Here is a 20,736-nt window from a genome sequence, read left to right as displayed (position 1 = left end):
GCGCCGTCGGGGCATCCGCCGGGCCCCGGGGCCACCGTAGGCTGTGGGGATGACGAAGCTCCCCTCAGGCATCGCGAAGGACGAACTCGACGACGAGGTGCGCCCGCAGGACGACCTCTTCCGGCACGTCAACGGCAAGTGGATCGAACGTACGGAGATCCCGGCCGACAAGGCCCGCTACGGCTCGTTCCTCGTGCTGCACGAGGAGGCCGAGAAGGCCGTGCGCGAGATCATCGAGGAGGCGCAGCAGGCCGATCCGGGCACCGAGGCCCGCAAGGTCGGCGACCTCTACGCGAGCTTCATGAACGAGCAGCGCGCCGACCTGCTGGGCGCCACGCCCATCGCCGCGCAGCTCGTCGAGGTCTCGCTCGTGAACTCGGTCGAATCGTTCCTCGACACGCTCGGCCGGCTCGAGCGCCAGGGCGTGGCCGGGCTCGTGCAGCTCTACGTCGACAACGACCCGGGCGACCCCGAACGCTACCTCGTGTTCGTCGAGCAGGGCGGCATCGGCCTGCCCGACGAGAGCTACTTCCGCGAGGAGCGCTTCGCCGCCGTGCGCACGGCCTACGGCGCGCACCTCGAGCGCATGTTCGCGCTGGCGAAGCTCCCCGACGCGGCCGATCGCGCGGTGCGCGTGTTCGACCTCGAGACCGACCTCGCGAAGGCGCACTGGAACAACGTCGACACGCGCGACAGCGAGAAGACGTACAACCTCTACGCGTGGGCGGATGCCGCGGCCGCGTCGTCCCTCGACCTGCAGGTGTGGCGCGACGCCATGGGCGTGCCCGAGGGCGCGTTCGCCGAGCTCGTGCTGCGCGAGCCGTCGTTCGTCGAGGCCCTCGGCGGCCTGCTCACCGAGGAGCGCCTCGAGGCGTGGAAGGACTGGCTGGCGTGGCAGGTCATCCGCTCGACGGCCGCCTACCTGTCGAACGACTTCGTCGAGGCGAACTTCGACTTCTACGGCCGCACGCTGACCGGCACGCCGCAGATGCGCGAGCGGTGGAAGCGCGGCGTCTCGCTCGTCGAGGGCGCCATGGGCGAGGCCGTCGGCCGCATCTACGTGGAGCGCCACTTCCCGCCCGCGGCGAAGGAGGCCATGGACGACCTCGTCGCCAACCTCGTCGAGGCCTACCGCGAATCGATCGCGGCGCTCGACTGGATGGGCGACGAGACCCGGGCCAAGGCGCTGGAGAAGCTCGGGAAGTTCACGCCGAAGATCGGCTTCCCCGTGAAGTGGCGCGACTACTCGACGCTCGAGATCGACGCCGACGACCTCGTGGGCAACGTGCGCGCGACCGCGGAGTTCGAGTTCAACCGCGAGCTCGGCAAGATCGGCAAGCCGATCGATCGCGACGAGTGGTTCATGACGCCGCAGACGATCAATGCGTACTACAACCCGGGCTTCAACGAGATCGTGTTCCCGGCGGCCATCCTGCAGTACCCGTTCTTCGACGCCGACCGCGACGCCGCCGCCAACTACGGCGCGATCGGCGCGGTCATCGGCCACGAGATCGGGCACGGGTTCGACGACCAGGGCTCGAAGTACGACGGCGACGGCCGGCTCACCGACTGGTGGACTGAGGCCGACCGGGCCGCGTTCGAGGACCGCACCAAGGCGCTCATCGCGCAGTACGACGCACTGACGCCGGCGCAGCTCGACGGGGAGGGCGGCGACGACCACCACGTGAACGGCGCCCTCACGATCGGGGAGAACATCGGCGACCTCGGGGGGCTCGCCATCGCCTGGAAGGCCTACCTGCTGTCGCTGGACGGCAAGAAGCCGGCCGCCGTCGAGGGCCTCTCGGGGGCCCAGCGGTTCTTCCTCTCGTGGGCGCAGGCCTGGCAGATGAAGGGCCGTGACGAGGAGGTCATCCGCCTCCTGGCGATCGATCCGCACTCGCCGAACGAGTTCCGGTGCAACCAGATCGTGAGGAACATCGACGAGTTCTACACTGGCTTCGGTGTGACTGACGACGACGCCCTCTGGCTCGATCCGGCCGAGCGGGTGACGATCTGGTAGGCCACCCGCAACAACCAACCGATCCGAACTTCTCGAGCGCGCCGCTGACCGCGGTGGGGGAGCGCCGACCGTCCGAGGAAGAGCGTGCAATCACCGTGGTGACGTCGTCGCAGGGTTCCGAGCGGCGAGCGCGCCACGCGAGCATCCGGAGGGGACGACACCGCACGGACGAGCACAACGAGGACTTCACACGCGGGTTCGACGCGCTCGGCGAACTCGCGCTCGCGGGCGTGCAGGTGTCGGCGCGCGCGACCGACCTCGCCACCGGCAAGGTGCTCTTCTCGGTCGACGACCACGTCGTGATGCCCACCGCGTCGATCGGCAAGGTCCTGCTGCTCGTGGAGGTCGCGTCGCGGCTGGCGGGCGCCACGGCCGAGGCGTTCACGGTGCTCGACCGCGCCCCGCGCGACGCGGTCGGCGACTCCGGCATCTGGCAGCACATGCAGTCGCCGTCGCTGCCGCTGGCCGACCTCGCAGCGCTCATCGGCGCCTCCAGCGACAATCTCGCGACCAACGTCCTCATCCGCCACGTCGGCCTCGAGTCGGTGCGCGCCCGCACCGAGGCGCTCGGCCTCACCCGCACCGCGCTGCTCGACCTCGTGCGCGACCACCGCGGTCCCGACGACGCCCCCCAACTGTCGATCGGCTCGGCGAAGGAGCTCACCTGGCTCTTCGCGTCGCTCGCCCGCGGCGAGGTCGTGAGCCCCGAGGTCTCGCAGCGCGTCGTCGGCTGGCTCTCGCTCAACGCCGACCTCTCGCTCGTGGCATCCGCGTTCGGCCTCGACCCGCTCGCGCACCGCATGCCCGACCACGGCGTGCTGCTCATGAACAAGACGGGCACCGACGGCGGCGTGCGCAGTGAGGTCGGCGTGCTCCGCGGTCCGCGTGCGAGCGTCGCCTACGCGGTGTCGATGTACTTCGCCGACACGATGCTCACCTCGCGTCTCGCTGTGCTCGACGGCATGCGCCAGGTCGGGCTGGACCTGCTCGAGTACGTGCACTGAGCCCCTCCCGAGGCGGATTCGTCACGTCACTGGGGCGACGACCGTTCCGACTGTTCGGCCGTGCCCGGAGTGCCCGCCGCGTCGGCCAGGTCGGCGAGGTCGACGTCATCCGCGCGCGTCGGGTCCTGCGTGAGCAGCGCGATCCCCTCGCGCACCGCCTCCAGCGTCTCGGGCGCCGCGAGCACGCGGAAGTGGCCCGCGACCGGAACCCGCACGTTCGTCGCGCCCTCGAGCGCGCTGCCGTCGGGCACGTGCGGGTCGAACGTGCCGAACACCGAGACGATGCGCGCGTTCACGGATGCCGCGTCCCCGAGCATCACGATCGTCTCGTCGCTCGGCAGCAGCCCCCGGATGCTCGGGTCGGCGAAGAGCCGCGCCCGCCGCGCGCCCGCGAACGGCGTGCAGATCGCCACGACTCCGCGCACGCCGAGCGCTTCGCCCTCGTCGTCGATGAGCACGTGCTTGCCGATGAGCCCGCCCTTGCTGTGCGCCACGATCACGCGTCCGGCGGGCGGCGGGGCCGACCTCGCGAGCGCCTTCGCGACCCGCGCGGCGGTCTCGGCGATCGGACGCCGGTTCGCGCGCATGCCGTGCACGACGACGACGCGGTGTCCGGCCGCGTGCAGCGCGTCGCCGAGCGGTCGCAGGAACGACCAGTGCTCGTAGACGCCGGGCAGCAGCACGACCTGCGGCTTGCCGGGGTCGCCGTGGCGCCATCCGGCGGGCTCGTGTCCGGCGCCGAACACCGCGAGCTGATGCCATCCCGCGAACGCGTAGTCGCGGGCCATCACGCCGAGCGCGGCCGGCACGCCGAGGTGCGGTGCCTCGTCGGCGGGCGCGTCGACCAGCGAGACGGGACGCCCGGCCGGCAGTCCCTGCGCGTGCCGCACGATGAGCTCGCCGACGCGCCGTCCGGCCCGGATCATGGTCTCGTGCCCGCGGCCCGGCACCTCCGCGTAGCGGCCGTCGGGCACGAGCCGCGCGACCTCCTCCGCCCACTCCCGCGGCACGATGCGGTCGTGCTCGCCGCGGATGACGAGCGTCGGCGCCGCGATCTCGGGCAGGATCAGCTCGATCCTGTGGTCGAGCATCGGCCGCAGGTTCGCCGCGTACCAGCGCGGGCCCGCCCTCGCGTAGAGCGCGATGCCGTAGCCCAGGGCCTTCGGATGCACCAGGGCGATGTCCTGCAGGAACCGCAGGGTCTGCTTGCCGAGTGTGCGCTCCCGCGGGTTCACGGTCGGCGCGATGAGCACGAGGCGGTCGACGAGCTCCGGATGCCGCGCCGCCGTCTCCGCGGCGACCTGCGCGCCCGTCGAATGCCCGACGAGCACCGGCCGGTCGATCCCCTCGGCGACGAGCAGCTCCGCGAGGAGCTCCCCCGCGGCGGGCATGCTCAACGGCTCGCGGGGCTCGGGCGCGTCGCCGAAGCCGGGCAGGTCGAGCGCGTGCACCGTGCCGGTCGGCTCGAGCACCGCGGCGAGCTCCGACCAGTAGTCGTGCGCCATGCCGAGCCCGTGCACGAGCACGTAGTCGGGTCCGTCGGGCCTGCCCGACTCGTGGATCACGACGACGTCCTCGCCGCGGCGGAACTCGCGGGTCGGCGACATGACCGCAGTCTAGGCGCGCGTCAGTCGATGACGTCGGATGCCGCGAGCCGACGCAGCACCTCGGCGCCCGCGGGCGGGCAGCGGTCGACGTCGGCCGTCGTGACCCAGTGCAGCTCGCCCACCTCCGCCGACGCGGCGGGCGCGGCATCCGTCTCGGCTCGGAACACCCGCATGCGCACGAGCCGGCCCTCGGGCTCGCCATGCGCCTGCACGACCACCTCGAAGAGCTCGACGAGCGCGTCGGGATCGAGCTCGAGCGCCACCTCCTCGAAGGCCTCGCGGGCGGCCGCCTCGGCGGCCGTCTCGCCGGGGTCGATCTTGCCGCCCGGCATGTAGTGCACGTCGCGGTCGCGCGGTGACCATGAGCACGCGACGGTCGCGCACGAGCGCGATCGCGGCGACGAGCAGGTCGGGCAGCTGGGACATCCACTCCACCCTAGGCGGCGGCTACGCTGGCTCGCAGTCCGGTCGCGACGGCGCGACGGGGTGTCGGAGCGGAGGAGCCGGACGATGGGCGATGCGCAGCGCGGGTACGCACGGGTCGTGCAGTCGGAGGTGTACCGCGCGGGCGTGGGCGGTACGAAGCCGGCCGTGCCGGTCGACAACTCCGCGCTTGAGCAGGCCGCGCGCAAGGCTGTCTCGGCCGAGGCGTTCGCGTACCTCGCCGGCGGTGCTGGCGGCGAGGCGACCATGGCAGCGAATCGTGCCGCGTTCGCGCGCTGGCAGGTGTGGCCGCGGGTCCTCCGCGACGTCGCCGAGCGCGACCTGTCGATCGAGCTGCTCGGCAAGCGCCGCGCGACCCCGTTCATCCTGTCGCCCATCGGGGTCGCCGAGCTCGCGCACGCCGACGCCGACGTGGCCGTCGGGCGCGCGGCATCCGAGCTCGACGTGCCCTACGTGCTCTCGAACCAGGGGTCGCGGCCCATGGAGGAGGTCGCCGCCGCGATGGGGGAGGGCTCGCGGTGGTTCCAGCTCTACTGGAGTGCGTCCGACGAGCTCAACGCCTCGTTCCTGCGCCGTGCGGAGGCGGCCGGCTGCGAGGCGATCGTCGTGACGCTCGATACGCACCTGCTCGGCTGGCGCACGCGCGACCTGGATGCCGCGTTCCTGCCGTTCACACGTGGCCAGGGCATCGCGCAGTACACGAGCGACCCCGTCTTCGCCGAGCTCGTGCGCGACCGCGTCGCCCGCAGCACCGGGCCGGGCGAGCGGCCCAGGGTCACGCCGACGCTGCTCCGCTCCGCGTTCTCGATCGCGCGCTCGGCCGTCGGCACGAAGCTCGTCGACGGCGGCGTGCGCGACGCCCTGCGCTCGCCGCTGCCGCGCGCCGCGGTGGAGACGTTCCTCGACGTGTTCTCCGACCCGAGCCTCACCTGGGACGACCTCGCCCGCCTGCGCGAGTGGACGTCACTGCCCGTGCTCGTCAAGGGCGTGCTGCATCCCGACGACGCGGGTCGGGCGCTCGACCACGGCGTCGACGGCATCGTCGTGTCCAACCACGGCGGGCGCCAGGTCGACCGCTCGGTCGCCACGCTCGACGCGTTGCCCGAGATCGTCGAGCGCGTCGCCGGCCGCGTGCCGATCGTGCTCGACAGCGGCATCCGCGGCGGCGCCGACGCCGCCATCGCGCTCGCACTCGGCGCGACGGCCGTCGGCATCGGACGCCCGTACGCCTACGGGCTCGCCGTCGCCGGGCAGGCCGGCGTGCGCGAGGTCGTGCGCAACCACATCGCCGAGCTCGACCTCACGCTGGGGCTCGCCGGCCACCGCTCGGTCGCCGAGCTCGGGCCCGAGACACTGCGGGCGGCGGGCTGACGCGTCATGGGTGGATGTCGCTCGAGAACACGTCGTTCAGCGTCACCGTCGTCAGCCCGCGGTCGACGATGATCGAGCGGAGCTGGTCGAACACCGTCGTCACGGGCTTCCAGTTCAGGTGCCCGATGATGATGTGCTGCGGCAGGAACCACTGGTTCGCGAGCTCGACGATCTTCTCGGGCGGGAGCTCGGCCGAATCCGACAGCGAGCCGTACCAGAGGGTGGGCACGGTGTAGCCGAGGCCCGCGGCGACCGCGTCGACGCGCTCGTCGTGGAAGCCGAACGGCGGGCGGAAGTACGGCCGCGCGTCGACGCCGAACGACTCGCCGATGAAGTCGTGGGTCCGCTGCAGCTCGTCGGCGATGCCCGCGTCGTCGAGCGTCGTGAGGTCGGGGTGCGACCAGGTGTGGTTCGCGAGCTGCACCTGCCCCGAGGCGATGAGCGGCGCGAGCGTGGCGACGTTCTCGTCCCACGCGAAGTAGGTGCCCGTCACGAACATGGTCAGCCGGATGCCGGTGGCTGCCGCGAACGCGGCGTAGGCGGCGATGACCGCGGCGTCCGTGCCGTCGTCGATCGTCCAGGCGAGCAGCGAGCCCTCGCCGGGTAGCCGGTCGATCGTGCCGTACGGCGCGGGAACCTTCGCGATCGACGGTGCGCCCTGCGGCGGCACCGCGGGCGGCGGTCCGGCCTCGACCGCGATCGGCGGCGGGGCATCCGGCATCGTGGGCTGCGGCGCGGGCCCGGTCGACGTGGTCGTCTCGCCGACGGCGACGGGCGTCGCGCACGCCGACAAGGCGGCGAGCGCCGCGGATGCCCCCACGGCCAGCGCCGCGCGTCGTGTCAGGTCCCCCATGCGTCCCCCCAGGCGTCCGTGGGCTACTTCGTCAGCGTCCGCACGAGTGCGACCGCCTCCTTCGGCGAGACCTCGGGCAGGTACGCCCGGCCGATCGCGACGCCGATGGTCGGCAGCGCGAGCGGATCGGGGTAGGCCATCGAGATGGTCTCGTAGTCGGGATTGAACTTGGCCTTGAACCGGAACAGCGACGAGAACCCGTAGGCGGGCTCGAGCGTGCGTCCCAGGAACTCGAGCAGGCGCGTCATCGCCGTCGGCTCGGGCGGCTCCTCGCCGGCGGCGAGCGGCTTCGTCGCGAGCGGCGCACCCGACAGGCTCAGGACCTCGTGGCCCTCCTCCTTCATGTGCAGGGCGGCCGACGCGATGAGGAACTCCATGATGCCGTTCATGCTGTGGTCGGTGCGCCGCATGAAGTCGATGGTCCAGCCGACCACGTCGCCGTCGCGGTAGACGGGCAGCCAGCTCGTGATCGCCTGGATGCGGCCGTCGGGCCCGACCGCGAGCATGAGCCGTACGTCGGGATCCTTCAGCTCGTCCATGCCGCCGAGCGTGAAGCCCATCTCGGGGAGCTCCTTCTCGGAGACCCACTCCTCGGAGATCGCGGTGATCTCCGCGACCGTCGGCCGCGGGAGCTCGTCCCACGTCGTCCACACCGTGGTCATGCCCTCCTTGATGCCGCGGTTCAGGGCCTGGCGCACCTTCTGCCACGGCTTGCCCGTGAGCTCGAGGCCGGTCGTCCGCACGAGCGTCTCCTCGCCGACCGACGTGTGCTGCCAGCCGAGCTCCTCGAACACGGGCAGGTACTGCGGGTGCACGCTGTAGAAGACGGGCACCCAGCTGTTCGCGTCGCAGAACGCGGCGAACTCGCGGATGACCCGTCCGGCCTCCTCCGGGCGGCAGATCGGGTCCGACATCGTGATCGCGATCCCGTTGACGACGCGGTACGCCACCGCCGACTCGCCGTCCGCACTGAACCAGGGCACGTTGCCCGGCCAGGTGCCCATGAACCCGAGGGTGCCGCCGCCGTTGCGCCGGATGATCGCGCGCAGCTTCAGGCGGTCGGCGAAGCCGAGCTCGGCCTTCGTGTGCCGCATCAGCCGGATCGCCGCAACGATGAAGATCGCCCAGAACAGCGGCCCGACCACCTGGTACGCGATGCTCGTGAGGTCGTGCGCCGGGATCACGATCGGGTCGACCACCGCGAGGAAGTGCGGCGGCACGAACCGCTTGAGCGTGTCGACGAGCAGGTCGACGGGGCTCGCCGTCGGCCAGTACTCGCCGATCGTCGCGAACCCGATCGCGTAGTACGCCGCCGCGAGCGCGACGAACGAGACGACGACCGTCGTGACGAACCGCGCGAACGAGCCCCGCGGCGAACGGACCTGGAAGTGCCGGCGGGTCACCGTGAGCATCACGATGATGGCGATCGGCAGCGCGAGCACGGCGAGCGCCCAGACGATCAGCTCGCCGATGTCGAACACCGTCCAATCGCCGCTCTCCACGTCGGCGGTCGTGACCGTGACGTCGAACGCCGTGCGGGCGAACAGCAGGATCGCCACGTTCACCGAGATCGCGAGCCAGCGGGCGAAGCGACGGCCGGCGCGCAGTCCCCACGCCGCGAGCAGGAGCAGCAGCACCGGCACGAACGACAGCAGGAACATCCCGAAGCCCTGCGAGCTCAGCACCGCGAGCTGCTTCAGGCACTCGTCGGTGACGGCGGATGCCGCGGCCCCGCACTGCGAGATGAGCACGTCGATGTCGACCGGGTCGTCGTCGTAGAGGTAGGAGCCGAACCCGAACGGCGTGAGCTCGGTGCGGTTCACGAACGCGACGATCGGACCGATCGCGGTCACCGCGACGACGGCCGCGACGAGCGTGCGGGTCTCGGCGTGCGAACTGCGGCGGGCCCGGAGCGTGGAGGCGTCGCGCGTGAGGAGCGCCCCGAGGAACAGGCCGACGATCGCCGCGATGAGCCGGTAGACGTTCGACGAGTCGCCGTCGTAGAGCACGAACACGAGGATGAACGCGAACGTCACGATCCGGATGCGGCGGCGCCACAGTACGCCCATGAACGCCGTCGAGGTGATGAGCGCGCCGACGATGCCCGCGAGCGGATCGAGCGTGAGGTCGGCCGACGTGCCCGTCGCCCACCACTCGCCGTAGAGCGACCCGAACCACTGCAACCAGGTGCCGAGCGCGACCCCGAGGATGCCGGTCACGAGGAACGCGACGATCGCGCGCCACGTGCCCATGCGGCGCTCGGCGATGCCGAGCAGCAGGAACGACAGCATGACGCCGAACACGAGCTGGAACGGGTCGAACGGGATGAACAGGGCCGTGACGACGGTCCACCACTGCGTCCCGTCGATCGTCGTGACGACCCCGGCGGCCCAGGCGTTCGCCGTGGCATCCGATGCCTCGCCGACGATCGTGCCGGTGACGATGGAGGTGACGAGCAGCAGCACCGCGAACGCGATGCTGAACGGCACCCTGCGGGCGAAGCCCGCGAGCGCCTCGCCCGTGGTGCGCAGCCGGCCCTTCGGCTCGACGTCGGTGATTGTGGGATCGGTCTCGGTCACGGGGCCGCCAATCCGAGTCGTGGGTAGAGCACCTCGAATCCCTTCTCGAGTCCGCCGAGGAGGCCGCTCACGCCGTGGTCGGCGTCGGGCACCACGTAGAACGTCGTCTGCATGCCGGCCTGCATCGCGGCATCCGACAGCCGTTGCGTGCCCGGGGCGAACTCGCCGTCGTTCGCGCCGATCGTGAAGATCGCGACCGAGTTCGGGTACGGCGCCTTCTGCGCCATGATCGTCGCGGGCTTCACCGCGTCGTACGCCGCCTGGTCGCCGTCGAACACCGCGTCGAGCACGTGGTCGGGCTGCTCGGCGCCCTGGTACTCGGTGGGCGACACGGCGAGGATGTTTCCGAACACCTCGGGGTACTTCGAGCCGAAGTACGCGGCGCACTGGCCCCCGTTCGAGTACCCGGCGACGGTCGTGAACTGCGGACCCTGCAGCACGCGCAGGTGGGTCTTCGCCCACGGCACCACGTCCTGCATGATGTACGTCTCGACGTGGCCCATGACGGTGTCGAGGCAGAGCGGGTCGACGTTGGGATCGCCGAGTTGGTCGACGACGAGCGCGATCGGCGCGAGCCCCTGGTTGCGCGACGCGAAGTCGTCGAGCACCTGGGCGATGAAGGTCGCGTCGGGGTCGCCCGGCTGGCCCATCATCATGATGACGAGGGGCAGCGCCGGGGCGTTGTCGACGAGTGCGGCCGGCGGCAGGTAGAGCTGCGGCTCGCGGGCCGGGAAGCCCGAGTTCGGGTTCGGGATGTTGCCCTCGGGCGTGCCGATCCGGCCCTTCTCCGGCATGCCGGCCGGTGGCGTCCACGTGAGGTAGAGCGGCTCGGCGGGGTCGGCCGAGGGGCTCGCGCTCGGGTCGTCGAGGTCGATGGTGCCCGCGGTGGAGATGCCCATCAGGGCACCGAGCGTGCGGTCGAGGCCGTAGGCGGCGTTGATGCCGAACAGGGCCGTGAGCGAGAAGATCGGCACCGCGAGGATCGCGATCAGCTTGCGCCACCAGCGGGAGTACCAGAGGTTCCAGACGGCGAGTGCGCAGCCGGCGAAGGCGCCCGCCACCCAGAACCACACCTCGGGCAGGATCGGCCCGGCGATCGCCCCGAGCACGTTCACGCTGACCCAGAGGATGCCCGCGCCGACGATGGCGCCGACGATGAGCACCACGATGGCCGTGAGCACCCACGACCAGCCGGGACCGCGGCCGAGCAGGTAGAGGAACACGGCGGCGGCGATGGCGTACACCGTGTACAGGAACGGTCCGTCGACGATGTTGACGTCAAGCAGGAAGTTCCACACCGTCGCCCCCCTCGGACACCGGACGTGATGGGGCACAGCGTAGCGCCCGTAGGATGGTGGAACCGTGTCGTCTCCGGGCAATTCGCCCGATCCCCGCACCATTGGAGCCACCGTGGCCGCACCCAGCCGTCTCGAGTCCGTCATCGCCCTCGCCCAGCACCGGGGCTTCGTCTTCCAGGCCGGCGAGATCTACGGCGGTTCCCGGTCCGCGTGGGACTACGGACCCCTGGGCGTCGAGCTGAAGGAGAACATCAAGCGCCAGTGGTGGCGCACGATGGTGACGAGCCGCGCCGACGTCGTCGGCCTCGACTCGAGCGTCATCCTGCCCAAGCAGGTGTGGGTGGCATCCGGTCACGTCGGCGTCTTCACCGACCCGCTCGTCGAGTGCCTGCACTGCCACAAGCGCTTCCGCGAGGACCACCTCATCGAGGCCTACGAGGCGAAGAAGGGCCGCGAGCCCGAGAACGGCATGGCCGACATCGTGTGCCCGAACTGCGGCACCCGCGGCCAGTGGACGCCGCCCCGCGACTTCAACATGATGCTGCAGACGTTCCTCGGCCCCGTGCAGGACGAGTCCGGCCTGCACTACCTGCGCCCCGAGACCGCGCAGGGCATCTTCACGAACTTCGCGAACGTCCTGCAGGCGTCGCGCATGAAGCCGCCCTTCGGCATCGGCCAGATCGGCAAGTCGTTCCGCAACGAGATCACGCCCGGCAACTTCATCTTCCGCACGCGCGAGTTCGAGCAGATGGAGATGGAGTTCTTCGTCGAGCCCGGCACCGACGACGAGTGGTTCCAGTACTGGGTCGACCAGCGTTGGAACTGGTACATCGACCTCGGCATCGACCCCGAGAACCTGCGGCTCTTCGAGCACCCGAAGGAGAAGCTGTCGCACTACTCGAAGCGCACGATCGACATCGAGTACCGCTTCGGCTTCCAGGGCGGCGATTGGGGCGAGCTCGAGGGCGTCGCGAACCGCACCGACTTCGACCTCTCGACGCACTCCGAGCACTCCGGCAAGGACCTCTCGTACTTCGACCAGTCGAAGAACGAGCGCTGGGTCCCCTACGTCATCGAGCCCGCGGCGGGCCTCACCCGCTCGCTCATGGCCTTCCTCGTCGACGCGTACGACGTCGAGGAGGTGCCGAACGCGAAGGGCGGCACCGACAGCCGCACCGTGCTCCGCCTCGACCCGCGCCTCGCGCCCGTCAAGGCCGCCGTGCTCCCGCTGAGCCGCAACGAGCGCCTCTCGCCCCTGGCGCGCGACATCGCCGCCTCGCTGCGCAAGCACTGGAACGTCGACTTCGACGACGCCGGCGCGATCGGCCGTCGCTACCGCCGCCAGGACGAGATCGGCACCCCGTTCTGCGTCACGGTCGACTTCGACTCGCTCGACGACAACGCGGTGACCGTGCGCGAGCGCGACACCATGGGCCAGGATCGCGTGCCGATCGCGGAGCTCGAGGGGTACCTCGCGGCTCGCCTGCTCGGCGCGTAGCGGGGCGGCTCGCCTGCTCGGCGCGTAGCGGGGCGGCTCGCCTTTCGGTCCGCCCCGGCGGCGCGGCGCCGCCCGTCCTCGCCCCCGGCTCGACCGGGATTCAGGCGATCGCGCGCGATTCAGGCAGCAACCCGCGATTCCAGCCTGAGCTGCGCACGCTTGCCTGAATCGCGTTCGTGCGGTGCTCGGCGCGCCCGGCACAGGCGACGGATGCCGCGGAGGCGCGTCGAGAGCATCGCCATCATGCACGTGGCATCCGCCGGCTTCTTCGACGTCGGCCCCGACGATTCCGACTCCGAGCGCGCGGTCGAGGTCCCGCCGACTCCGCCGTGGCTGCAGCGCCCCAGGACGTGATCCCCGGTCGCGTCGTGCTCGACGAGCTCGTGCACCGCGACGACGCGACGGCGGTGCTCCTGCGCGAAGTCCGTGTGTACCCCGATGGCGTCGAGCTCCGGATCCGGTGGGTTCGGCGGCGCCGAGGCGAGAGCGAACGCGAATGGCACCGATGGATCCAGGAGCGCCACATGGTGCCGCCGTCGGACGACGTGGAGCCAGATGACCTGCACGTCGGCGTTCGACTGGCCGATGGCACTCGGGTGCTCCCGCTCGGCATGCGTCGCGCCTGGCAGCCCGATGCGGACCGGGTCCCGCCGACCCTGACGGTGCTGGGCGGGGGAGGCGGCGGCGGACTCGACCAGTACGACGGCGCCGTCAACGCGTGGCTCTGGCTCGGCGGTCCGGTCGAGGGTGCCCTCGACGCCGTCCTGCAGTGGCGCGCCATCGGACTCGACGAGACGAGCGTGCGCATCCCGGCCGAGCTCGTGCAGACGGCCCCGTCCGCACGACCGCTGTGGCCCTGAGCCAGCTCGCAGCAGGCCTTCTCACGCCCGAGTTCCGGCGGACCTTCTCTCCGCGGAAGCGGTAGATCGATCGATCCGGCCACAAATCGACAAGTCGACTTGTCGACAAATCGACCAGTCGACTTGTCGACTTATCGACCAGTCGACAAATCGACCAGTCGACTTGTCGACTTATCGACCAGTCGACAAATCGACCTCTCGACAAGTCGACGTGTTTACCGGTTCTGCGGACGGACACTCCCGCGAATCAGGCGATCACACGAGATTCAGGCAGCAAAGCATCGGTTTCTGCCTGAATAGCGGACGTTCGCCTGAATCGGGAACTGGGTCCACGCCCAACGCCGCGCTCTACGCGCGCAACGTCGGTCGAGGACGCGCCCAGCCGAGACGCGACGCGCGGGCTCCGCGCCGGGCGGCTACGCGCGCCGCGTCAGGCAATGGCGCAGCGCTACGCGCGCAGCGCCGCCCACTCGCGGCGGAGGATCCCGTAGACCGCGGTGTCCTGCCACTCGCCGTCGTTGAACTCCTCCTCGAGGAGGGTCGCCTCGCGACGCATCCCGAGCCGTTCGCAGAGGGCGGCGGATGCCGCGTTCCGCGCGTCGAGGAAGGCCTGCACGCGGTGCGGGTTCAGGTGCTCGAACGCGAAGTCGCGCACCGCGGTCGCCGCCTCGCGGGCGTAGCCCCTGCCCTGGAAGTCGGGATGGAGCACCCATCCGAGCTCCAGCTGCGCGTGCTGCACGCTCGAGACGCGGATCATGACGTCGCCGATCAGGCGGTCGCGGTCGGCCGGCACCGGTCCGTCGGCGGCGGCTCCCGGCAGCATCGCGGCGAAGAAGACGAAGTCCCCGTCGGCGGCGAGCATCCGGCCGGCGGCGCGGCGCGCGGTGTGGGCGTACGCCTCCGCTCGCTCGCGCATCGGCCACGGGAGGTACCGGAGCACCTCGGGGATGCGCTGGTACTCGTACACCTCGGCCGCGTCGGAGGCCTCGAGCGGCCGCAGCACGAGCCGCTCGGTCCGGAGCGGCTGCTCGGTCAGCGCGGCGGCGTCGTACGGGAAGCGGAGCGCGGGCGGTCCGTCGGCGGCCGCCGCGGCGGGGCGCTCGGGATCGGCGAGCAGGTCGGAGGTGGACATCGCTCCGGTCACGAGGCGTCGGCCTGCTCGGCCCGCTCCGCGGCATCCGTCGACGCGGCACCAGCCGAACCGGGCGCCGACGAAGGCGTCGCCGAAGCATCCGCCCGCACCGCCTGCGCGCCCGCGTCGGGCTTCACGCCGAAGAGCGCCTCGAGCCCGTCGATCCAGGCGGCCTGCTCGCCCGCCCGGGCGAGCTCGCGCGACCGCACCATGGGCGTGTGCAGCAGCACGCCGGCCATGTGGCGCAGGGCGGCCTCGGTGCGTCCGTCGTCGTCGCCGCGGGACTTCGCCCGCTCGATCTCGGCGTCCATGAGGTCGAAGACGTGGCGGCGCAGGGCGACGACGGCCGGCGCGAGGTCGCGCTCCTCGCCGGTGTCGCCGAACGCGCGGGCGTCGTGGTCCACGATCGTGCGCGCGGCATCCGTGGCACCCAGCTCCTCGAGCGGCGCATGGATCTTGATCGTCTCGAGGTCGAGCAGCTCGACGCCGGGCATGTCGACGACGTCGGGGGCGACGTTGCGGGGGAGTCCGAGGTCGATCACGAGCTGGCGCGACTCGGCGGCCGAGGCGGGGTCGGCGGCCGAGGCCGCACCTGGCAGTGTCGCCACGGTGCCGGCGGATGCCGCGAGCTCCTCGCGTCCGACGGCGATGAGCGCGCGGTCGACGACGTGGTGCTCGGCCGTGGTGCAGGTCACGATGATGTCGGCGTCGGCGGCCGCCGCGGCGAACTCGCCACGCGGAACGGCGGCGATGCCGTGGTTCGCCGCGAACTTCGCACCGCGACCCGATGGCGAGTGCACGCGCACGTCGGTGACGCCGCGGTCGCGGAGGGCCGCGAGCGAGGCACCGGCGAACCGGCCCGTGCCGACGAGCAGCACGCGGGTCTGCGCCCAGTCGGAGACGCGGCTCTCGGCGAGGTCGAGGGCGAGGCGCACGAGCGAGCGGCCCTCGCCGCCGATGCCGGTCTCGTTCTTCACGCGTCGGGAGGTCTGCGAGGCGCGCTGGAAGAGGCGCTCGAGCTCGGGGGTCGTGGTGCCCTCGGCGCGCGCCTGCTCGAGCGAGCGGCGCACCTGGCCGGCGATCTCGCCCTCGCCGACGACGACCGACTCGAGCCCGGAGGCGACGGCGAAGAGGTGCCCGGCCACGGCGTTGCCGTGCACGAAGCCGAAGGTGGTGCGCAGCTCCTCGGCCTCGAGCCCCGCGACCGTGCCCACCGCGCGGATCGCCTCGTGCACCGCGGCGACCGGCGAGGCGCCCTCGGGGGTGTCGAGGTCGAGGTAGGCCTCGAATCGGTTGCACGTCGCGACGACGACCGCGCCCTGGAGCGAGTCGTGGCCGCCGAGGATGCGGGGTGCGGCGTGCTCCGCGTTCGCCGAAAGACGCTCGAGCATGTCGAACCCGGCGTTCTTGTGACTCGCGGTGAGGCAGATGAGCACGAAGGGGATTCTACCCGCCGTCGAACGGGGGTTCGAATCAGGGTGGACGCTGAACGACTCGGAAGCCGAGGACTCCTCAGCGGCGATTCGCGGTCGCGGCGGCCTGCATGGCCGGCGTGATGATCGGGATCGGCGCGGTGAGCGGCGGAAGCTCGAGTCCCTCGGACGCGAGGGCCGTTCGGTGCATGGCCTTCCAGCTCCGGACGGTCGCGTAGAACGGCGCGTCGGCGAGCGCGTACCGGCCCACCCTGTCGGACGCGAGGATGATCGGGAGCTCGATGCTGTGGCCGTGGTGGCGGATGCGCAGCGCCGCGACCTGCACCTTCGCGCCGCCGACGACCATCGTGTCGGCGCGGATCGTGCGCACCTCGCGCCACGGGAAGTGCGCGGCCCGGCGCGGACGGCGACCGCCGTTCCAGAATGCGATGCCGAGCTCGTCGACCACGATCGAGTAGCGGGCGCCGAGGCGCACGCGCTCGTCGGCCAGCTCGTTGAGGCGCTGCTCGAGCAGCCGGCTCCGGATGCCGCAGCTGAGCTCGCCGCGGAGGGACGCCTCGAGTGCGGTGCGACGGGCGCGAGTGCGGGCCGCGCGGCCGAGCTGGGCGACCGCCCAGACGACGAACGCGATCGCGCCGATCCCGACGAGGATCATGGCGACCCGGGTGGTGGGAACCGCCGGCATGCTCGGCACGTGCTGCTCGAGCATCGGGGTTCCGGCCACGATGCCGGCGACCACCGCGACGGCGGCGAGCGCGACGAGGACGGTGAGGCTGACGCGGTGGGCGGCCGGGTTCATCGGCCCCCTCCGCCCCCCGACGTCAGGTGCCTTCGCCGCATCCAGGCAGCGCGACGAATGATGGACCTGGTGTTCGAAACGATCGGGGACACGTCGTTCTTCTTCTCCGTGGGGGGCGGAGGCGCGCCTGCGACGGCACGTCGTCGTGCGGGGAGACACGACGTGACCGACTGTATCGTGCGAGCGCTCTCATGCAACAGGGGGGAATCGCGTGTCATCGTGCCGATCGACGCGCGAATCCGTTCTTGACGAGGAAGCCTCAGTCTCGTTCCGCCGCGAAGCGGAAGCGGCCCGGCGAGGGTTCAGAGCGCCTTCGAGAACGCGACCCGATGCTCGCCGGGGCCGTCGTAGTCCCGCCACGCGCGCACGCCGTCGAAGTCGGTGTCGCCGGATGCCGCGAACCCGAGTGCGGCATGGAACGCCTGCGACCGACGGTTCGGTACGCCCGTGATGGCGTCGACGCGGTGGCAGCCGTCGGCCCGCGACTCGGCGAAGAACACCTCGTAGAGCGTTCGGGCGAGGCCGTGCCCGCGCAGGTCGGGACGCACCCCGACGAAGTGGATGTAGGCGACGCCGGGCTGCGCGTGCGAGCGGAACCCGATGAGGAAGGCGGCGAGCCCCGCGGCATCCTCGGCGTACAGGCTCGTGTCGCTGAAGTGCTGGAAGAACAGCGGCGGCAGGAGCAGGGGCAGCGGCGTTCCGGGCATGCCCCACCACTCGGGGATCGCGTCGACGACAGCGGCGTGGTCGGCGACGCGCGGCCGGCGCAGCACGGTGCCGGGCGGAAGCGCGGCATCCGCCGGGAGCTCGATGGGCGGCTGCAGCATCCGTGGTTCGCGGGCCATGCTCGATCCTCCCAGCGAGCGGCCGCGGATCACAGCCCGACCGACCGCAGAGCGGGACGCCCAGCCCGATACGCGACAATGTCACGCGTGATCCTCTCGCCGCAGCATCCCCTGTCCGCCGGCCTCACGGGCGACTCGCGCCTCGTGCGCGCCTACCGAGGGGAGCGCAGCGACACCACGCCCGTGTGGTTCATGCGCCAGGCGGGGCGCTCGCTGCCCGAGTACCGCGACCTGCGCGTCGGCACGCGCATGCTCGACGCGTGCCTCGACCCCGCCATGGCGAGCGAGATCACCCTCCAGCCAGTGCGCCGGCACAAGGTCGACGCGGGCATCTTCTTCAGCGACATCGTGGTGCCGTTGAAGCTCGTCGGCGTCGACGTCGAGATCCAGCCCGGCCGCGGCCCGGTCTTCGGGCGCGGGTACGCGGATGCCGCCGGCGTCGCCGAGCTGACGGCGGTCGACCCCGCGCGCCTCGACGAGGCATCCGGCCCCATCACCGAGGCGGTCGCGCGCACGGTCGCGGAGCTGAACCGCACGCCCCCTGAGCCCGTCGAAGGGGGTGGGTCCGCTTCGACGGGCTCGGCGACCGCGACCGCGACCCCGCTCATCGGCTTCGCGGGCGCGCCCTTCACGCTCGCGGCCTACCTGGCCGAGGGCGGCCCGTCGAAGGACCACCTCGCCGCCCGCACGCTCATGCACGCCGACCCGGGCGCATGGCGCGCCCTCATGGACTGGACCGCCGAGCTCACCGGCCGCTTCCTGCGCACCCAGGTGCTCGCGGGCGCCTCGGCCGCGCAGCTCTTCGACTCCTGGGCGGGCGCGCTCTCGCTCGCCGACTACGAGACCCACGTGGCCCCCGCGTCGGCGAAGGCGCTCGCCCACGTGCACGACCTCGAGTACCAGACCGCGGATGCCGCGGGCGCCCCCGTGACTCGCGCCGTGCCCGTCGTGCACTTCGGCGTCGGCACCGGCGAGCTGCTCGCCGCCATGCACGGCATCGGCGTCGACACCGTCGGCGTGGACTACCGGGTGCCGCTCGATGTGGCCGCGAAGCGCGTCGGCGGCGACGTGCCGCTCCAGGGGAACCTCGACCCGGCGCTGCTCGCCGCCCCGTGGCCCGTGCTCGAGGCGGCGGTGCGCGACGTGCTCGCCCGCGGTCGCGTGGCGCCGGCGCACGTCTTCAACCTCGGCCACGGCGTGCCGCCCGAGACCGACCCCACGGTGCTCACGCGGGTCGTGGAACTCGTGCACGAGGCGGGCGCATGACGGAGCCCGAGACGCACGACACCTCAGATCCTGTTGCCGGGTTCGGTGTTCCGGAGCGACACGCCGACCGATCAGCCATGGGCCAAGGCGTGTCGCCCGAAACACCGAATCCGGCAACCGCAACGGGTGCGAGCGGGGCGGGCGACGGCCACGCCACCGACGTCATCGTCGTCGGCGCCGGCGTCGCCGGCCTCGTCGCCGCGCTCGAGTGCGCGAAGGTCGGCCTCCGCGTCACCGTGCTCGAGCGGCGCGAGTCGATCGGCGGATGCGTCGGCCGCATCGAGCTCGACGGGCTCTCGCTCGACAGCGGAGCCGAGTCGTTCGCGACCCGCGGCGGCACGGTCGCCGAGCTCGTCGAGTCGCTCGGACTGTCCGACGCGGTCGAGTCGCCGAACGCCGCCGGCGCCTGGCTCGCGTGGCCCGGGTCGGGCCGCCGCCTGGACGCCGCGCCGCTGCCGCGCACGGGCATGCTCGGCATCCCCGCGAACCCGCTCGGCGACGACGTGCGCCGCATCATCGGGTGGCGCGGCGCCTGGCGCGCGTATGCCGACCGCCTCATGCCGATCCTCACGATCGGCCGGGCGCACAGCCTCGGCAAGCTCGTCCGCAGCCGCATGGGCGACGCCGTGCTCGAGCGGCTCGTCACCCCGATCTCGGCGGGCGTGTACTCGACGAACCCCGACGACCTCGACCTGGACGTCGTCGCGCCGGGCCTCAACGAGGCGATGACGCGCACCGGTTCCCTCTCGGGCGGCGTCGGCCAGCTCGTCGAGGAACGCCGCGCCGGAGGCGCCGTGCAGGGCCTCCGCGGCGGGATGCACACGCTCGTCGACGCGCTCGCCGCGCAGCTCGAGCGCTTCGGCGTCGACGTGCGCACCGGCACGGAGGCGACCGACCTCGAACGACTGGGCGGAGGAGAGGCCGCGACGACCGGATGGCGCGTGCGCGCGACCGCGCTCGCCGCACCGGCGGAGCCCTCGGCGACGGGCGAGGTCCTCGCCGCGGGCGAGCCCGTGGACGCCGAGCCGCGAGAGCTCGTGCCCGACGCGCCCTACGTGATCCTCGCGGCGCCGGCCGACACCTCGCGACGGCTGCTCGATCAAGCTGCGCTCGGGTGGGCGGATGCCGCGGACTGGCCGAGCGCGGCATCCGTCGAGCTCGTGACGCTCGTGCTCGACGCGCCCGCGCTCGGCGCGGCACCGCGCGGAACCGGCGTGCTCGTCGCCGCCGGCACGCCCGGCGTGACGGCGAAGGCACTCACGCACTCGACCGCGAAGTGGTCGTGGCTCGCGGAACTCGCCGGCGGGCGCCACGTCGTCCGCCTCTCGTACGGGCGGGCCGGCGAGGCCAACCCGCTCGACGGCCGCACCGATGACGAGGTCGCGGCGCTCGCGCTCGCCGATGCGGGCGCCCTGCTCGGCACGCCGCTCGACGCCTCGATGCTCCGGGCGTCCGGCCGCAGCGCGTGGCGCGACGCGCTCTCGCAGGCGACGATCGGCCAGCGCGATCGCGTGCGGGCGCTCGAGGACGTCCTCGCCGCCGAGCCCGGCATCGAGGCGACCGGCTCGTGGGTCGCCGGCACGGGCCTGGCCTCCGTGATCCCGCACGCGCTCGAGGCGGCACGCCGCATCCGCCACCTCGCAGTGAACCCCGGCGACGCGCCCGACGCGGCCGGGGAGACGCCGAGGGACCGCTCGGAAGGCGACGCATAGCCGGAACGGCATACT

General features: G+C 72.1%; 17 protein-coding genes. 8 read left to right on the top strand and 9 right to left on the bottom strand.

Annotated elements, in window-relative coordinates:
• Positions 1 to 49 precede the first annotated feature (49 nt).
• Both ACWGO8_RS07335 and ACWGO8_RS07330 read left to right on the top strand, forming a co-directional pair.
• Entirely contained in the window at positions 50 to 2,020 is a 1,971-nt protein-coding gene (locus ACWGO8_RS07335; RefSeq protein ID WP_452042431.1) for a M13 family metallopeptidase, read from the top strand.
• A 98-nt stretch (positions 2,021 to 2,118) separates the two neighbouring features.
• Entirely contained in the window at positions 2,119 to 3,024 is a 906-nt protein-coding gene (locus tag ACWGO8_RS07330) for a serine hydrolase (protein WP_452042430.1), read from the top strand.
• 26 nt (positions 3,025 to 3,050) lie between these two features.
• Here ACWGO8_RS07330 and ACWGO8_RS07325 read toward each other — a convergent pair whose 3' ends face one another.
• Together ACWGO8_RS07325 and ACWGO8_RS07320 are read right to left on the bottom strand one after the other, a co-directional pair.
• Positions 3,051 to 4,631, bottom strand: coding sequence for an alpha/beta fold hydrolase (locus ACWGO8_RS07325; protein ID WP_452042429.1), 1,581 nt, complete (start codon positions 4,629 to 4,631; stop codon positions 3,051 to 3,053).
• A gap of 20 nt (positions 4,632 to 4,651) precedes the next feature.
• Positions 4,652 to 4,963, bottom strand: a complete 312-nt coding sequence (locus ACWGO8_RS07320) for an NUDIX domain-containing protein (protein WP_452042428.1) — start codon at positions 4,961 to 4,963, stop codon at positions 4,652 to 4,654.
• A gap of 178 nt (positions 4,964 to 5,141) precedes the next feature.
• On the opposite strand from ACWGO8_RS07320, the gene ACWGO8_RS07315 reads away from it, so the two are divergent.
• On the top strand, positions 5,142 to 6,446 hold the full coding sequence (locus ACWGO8_RS07315; RefSeq protein ID WP_452042427.1) for an alpha-hydroxy-acid oxidizing protein: 1,305 nt from the start codon (positions 5,142 to 5,144) through the stop codon (positions 6,444 to 6,446).
• Positions 6,447 to 6,450: 4 nt separating this feature from the next.
• Here ACWGO8_RS07315 and ACWGO8_RS07310 read toward each other — a convergent pair whose 3' ends face one another.
• The 3 genes from ACWGO8_RS07310 to ACWGO8_RS07300 are packed head-to-tail and all read right to left on the bottom strand — an operon-like array spanning position 6,451 to position 11,176.
• Positions 6,451 to 7,299, bottom strand: a complete 849-nt coding sequence (locus tag ACWGO8_RS07310; RefSeq protein WP_452042426.1) for a polysaccharide deacetylase family protein — start codon at positions 7,297 to 7,299, stop codon at positions 6,451 to 6,453.
• Positions 7,300 to 7,322: 23 nt separating this feature from the next.
• On the bottom strand, positions 7,323 to 9,878 hold the full coding sequence (locus tag ACWGO8_RS07305) for a rhomboid family intramembrane serine protease (protein WP_452042425.1): 2,556 nt from the start codon (positions 9,876 to 9,878) through the stop codon (positions 7,323 to 7,325).
• On the bottom strand, positions 9,875 to 11,176 hold the full coding sequence (locus tag ACWGO8_RS07300; protein ID WP_452042424.1) for an alpha/beta hydrolase-fold protein: 1,302 nt from the start codon (positions 11,174 to 11,176) through the stop codon (positions 9,875 to 9,877). Before ACWGO8_RS07300 ends, ACWGO8_RS07305 begins: the two co-directional genes overlap by 4 nt.
• A gap of 112 nt (positions 11,177 to 11,288) precedes the next feature.
• Between ACWGO8_RS07300 and ACWGO8_RS07295 the strand changes: the two genes are divergently transcribed.
• The 3 genes from ACWGO8_RS07295 to ACWGO8_RS07285 all read left to right on the top strand — a co-directional run bounded on the left by ACWGO8_RS07295 (position 11,289) and on the right by ACWGO8_RS07285 (position 13,534).
• Positions 11,289 to 12,674 carry a glycine--tRNA ligase gene (locus ACWGO8_RS07295; RefSeq protein ID WP_452042423.1) on the top strand — a complete coding sequence of 462 codons (1,386 nt, stop codon included), beginning with the start codon at positions 11,289 to 11,291 and terminating at the stop codon, positions 12,672 to 12,674.
• Positions 12,675 to 12,884: 210 nt separating this feature from the next.
• The gene (locus ACWGO8_RS07290) at positions 12,885 to 13,028 is read left to right on the top strand and encodes a hypothetical protein (RefSeq protein WP_452042422.1); all 144 of its coding nucleotides are present in this window, start codon (positions 12,885 to 12,887) and stop codon (positions 13,026 to 13,028) included.
• A complete protein-coding gene (locus ACWGO8_RS07285) occupies positions 13,004 to 13,534 on the top strand; it encodes a hypothetical protein (RefSeq protein WP_452042421.1) in 531 nt (176 codons plus the stop codon). The genes ACWGO8_RS07290 and ACWGO8_RS07285 overlap by 25 nt, the downstream gene beginning before the upstream one ends.
• Before the next feature lie 448 nt (positions 13,535 to 13,982).
• Here the strand turns inward: ACWGO8_RS07285 and ACWGO8_RS07280 are convergent, their stop codons facing one another.
• The 4 genes from ACWGO8_RS07280 to ACWGO8_RS07265 form a co-directional block, all read right to left on the bottom strand.
• On the bottom strand, positions 13,983 to 14,678 hold the full coding sequence (locus ACWGO8_RS07280; protein ID WP_452042420.1) for a GNAT family N-acetyltransferase: 696 nt from the start codon (positions 14,676 to 14,678) through the stop codon (positions 13,983 to 13,985).
• The gene (locus ACWGO8_RS07275) at positions 14,675 to 16,102 is read right to left on the bottom strand and encodes a glutamyl-tRNA reductase (protein WP_452042419.1); all 1,428 of its coding nucleotides are present in this window, start codon (positions 16,100 to 16,102) and stop codon (positions 14,675 to 14,677) included. Before ACWGO8_RS07275 ends, ACWGO8_RS07280 begins: the two co-directional genes overlap by 4 nt.
• Before the next feature lie 76 nt (positions 16,103 to 16,178).
• The gene (locus tag ACWGO8_RS07270; protein ID WP_452042418.1) at positions 16,179 to 16,898 is read right to left on the bottom strand and encodes a hypothetical protein; all 720 of its coding nucleotides are present in this window, start codon (positions 16,896 to 16,898) and stop codon (positions 16,179 to 16,181) included.
• Between the two features lie 302 nt (positions 16,899 to 17,200).
• Positions 17,201 to 17,743 (bottom strand): GNAT family N-acetyltransferase, encoded by a 543-nt coding sequence (locus ACWGO8_RS07265; protein WP_452042417.1) that lies wholly within the window; start codon positions 17,741 to 17,743, stop codon positions 17,201 to 17,203.
• Positions 17,744 to 17,821: 78 nt separating this feature from the next.
• On the opposite strand from ACWGO8_RS07265, the gene ACWGO8_RS07260 reads away from it, so the two are divergent.
• Together ACWGO8_RS07260 and ACWGO8_RS07255 are read left to right on the top strand one after the other, a co-directional pair.
• Positions 17,822 to 19,009 (top strand): uroporphyrinogen decarboxylase, encoded by a 1,188-nt coding sequence (locus ACWGO8_RS07260; protein ID WP_452042416.1) that lies wholly within the window; start codon positions 17,822 to 17,824, stop codon positions 19,007 to 19,009.
• A gap of 89 nt (positions 19,010 to 19,098) precedes the next feature.
• A complete protein-coding gene (locus tag ACWGO8_RS07255) occupies positions 19,099 to 20,721 on the top strand; it encodes a protoporphyrinogen/coproporphyrinogen oxidase (RefSeq protein WP_452042415.1) in 1,623 nt (540 codons plus the stop codon).
• Positions 20,722 to 20,736 lie beyond the last annotated feature (15 nt).

This window comes from Agromyces sp. NPDC055661 (genome assembly GCF_053618135.1).
The sequence above is the reverse complement of the archived record's forward strand: the minus strand, read 5'-3'. Positions and strand labels throughout refer to the sequence as shown.

What these genes read in the sequence shown, in the direction of transcription:
- ACWGO8_RS07335 (WP_452042431.1), top strand. Translation starts at nt 50, where the DNA reads ATGACGAAGCTCCCCTCAGGCATCGCGAAGGACGAACTCGACGACGAG.
- ACWGO8_RS07325 (WP_452042429.1), bottom strand. Translation starts at nt 4,631, where the DNA reads ATGTCGCCGACCCGCGAGTTCCGCCGCGGCGAGGACGTCGTCGTGATC.
- ACWGO8_RS07320 (WP_452042428.1), bottom strand. Translation starts at nt 4,963, where the DNA reads ATGCCGGGCGGCAAGATCGACCCCGGCGAGACGGCCGCCGAGGCGGCC.
- ACWGO8_RS07315 (WP_452042427.1), top strand. Translation starts at nt 5,142, where the DNA reads ATGGGCGATGCGCAGCGCGGGTACGCACGGGTCGTGCAGTCGGAGGTG.
- ACWGO8_RS07310 (WP_452042426.1), bottom strand. Translation starts at nt 7,299, where the DNA reads ATGGGGGACCTGACACGACGCGCGGCGCTGGCCGTGGGGGCATCCGCG.
- ACWGO8_RS07290 (WP_452042422.1), top strand. Translation starts at nt 12,885, where the DNA reads ATGCCGCGGAGGCGCGTCGAGAGCATCGCCATCATGCACGTGGCATCC.
- ACWGO8_RS07270 (WP_452042418.1), bottom strand. Translation starts at nt 16,898, where the DNA reads ATGAACCCGGCCGCCCACCGCGTCAGCCTCACCGTCCTCGTCGCGCTC.
- ACWGO8_RS07265 (WP_452042417.1), bottom strand. Translation starts at nt 17,743, where the DNA reads ATGGCCCGCGAACCACGGATGCTGCAGCCGCCCATCGAGCTCCCGGCG.
- ACWGO8_RS07260 (WP_452042416.1), top strand. Translation starts at nt 17,822, where the DNA reads ATGTCACGCGTGATCCTCTCGCCGCAGCATCCCCTGTCCGCCGGCCTC.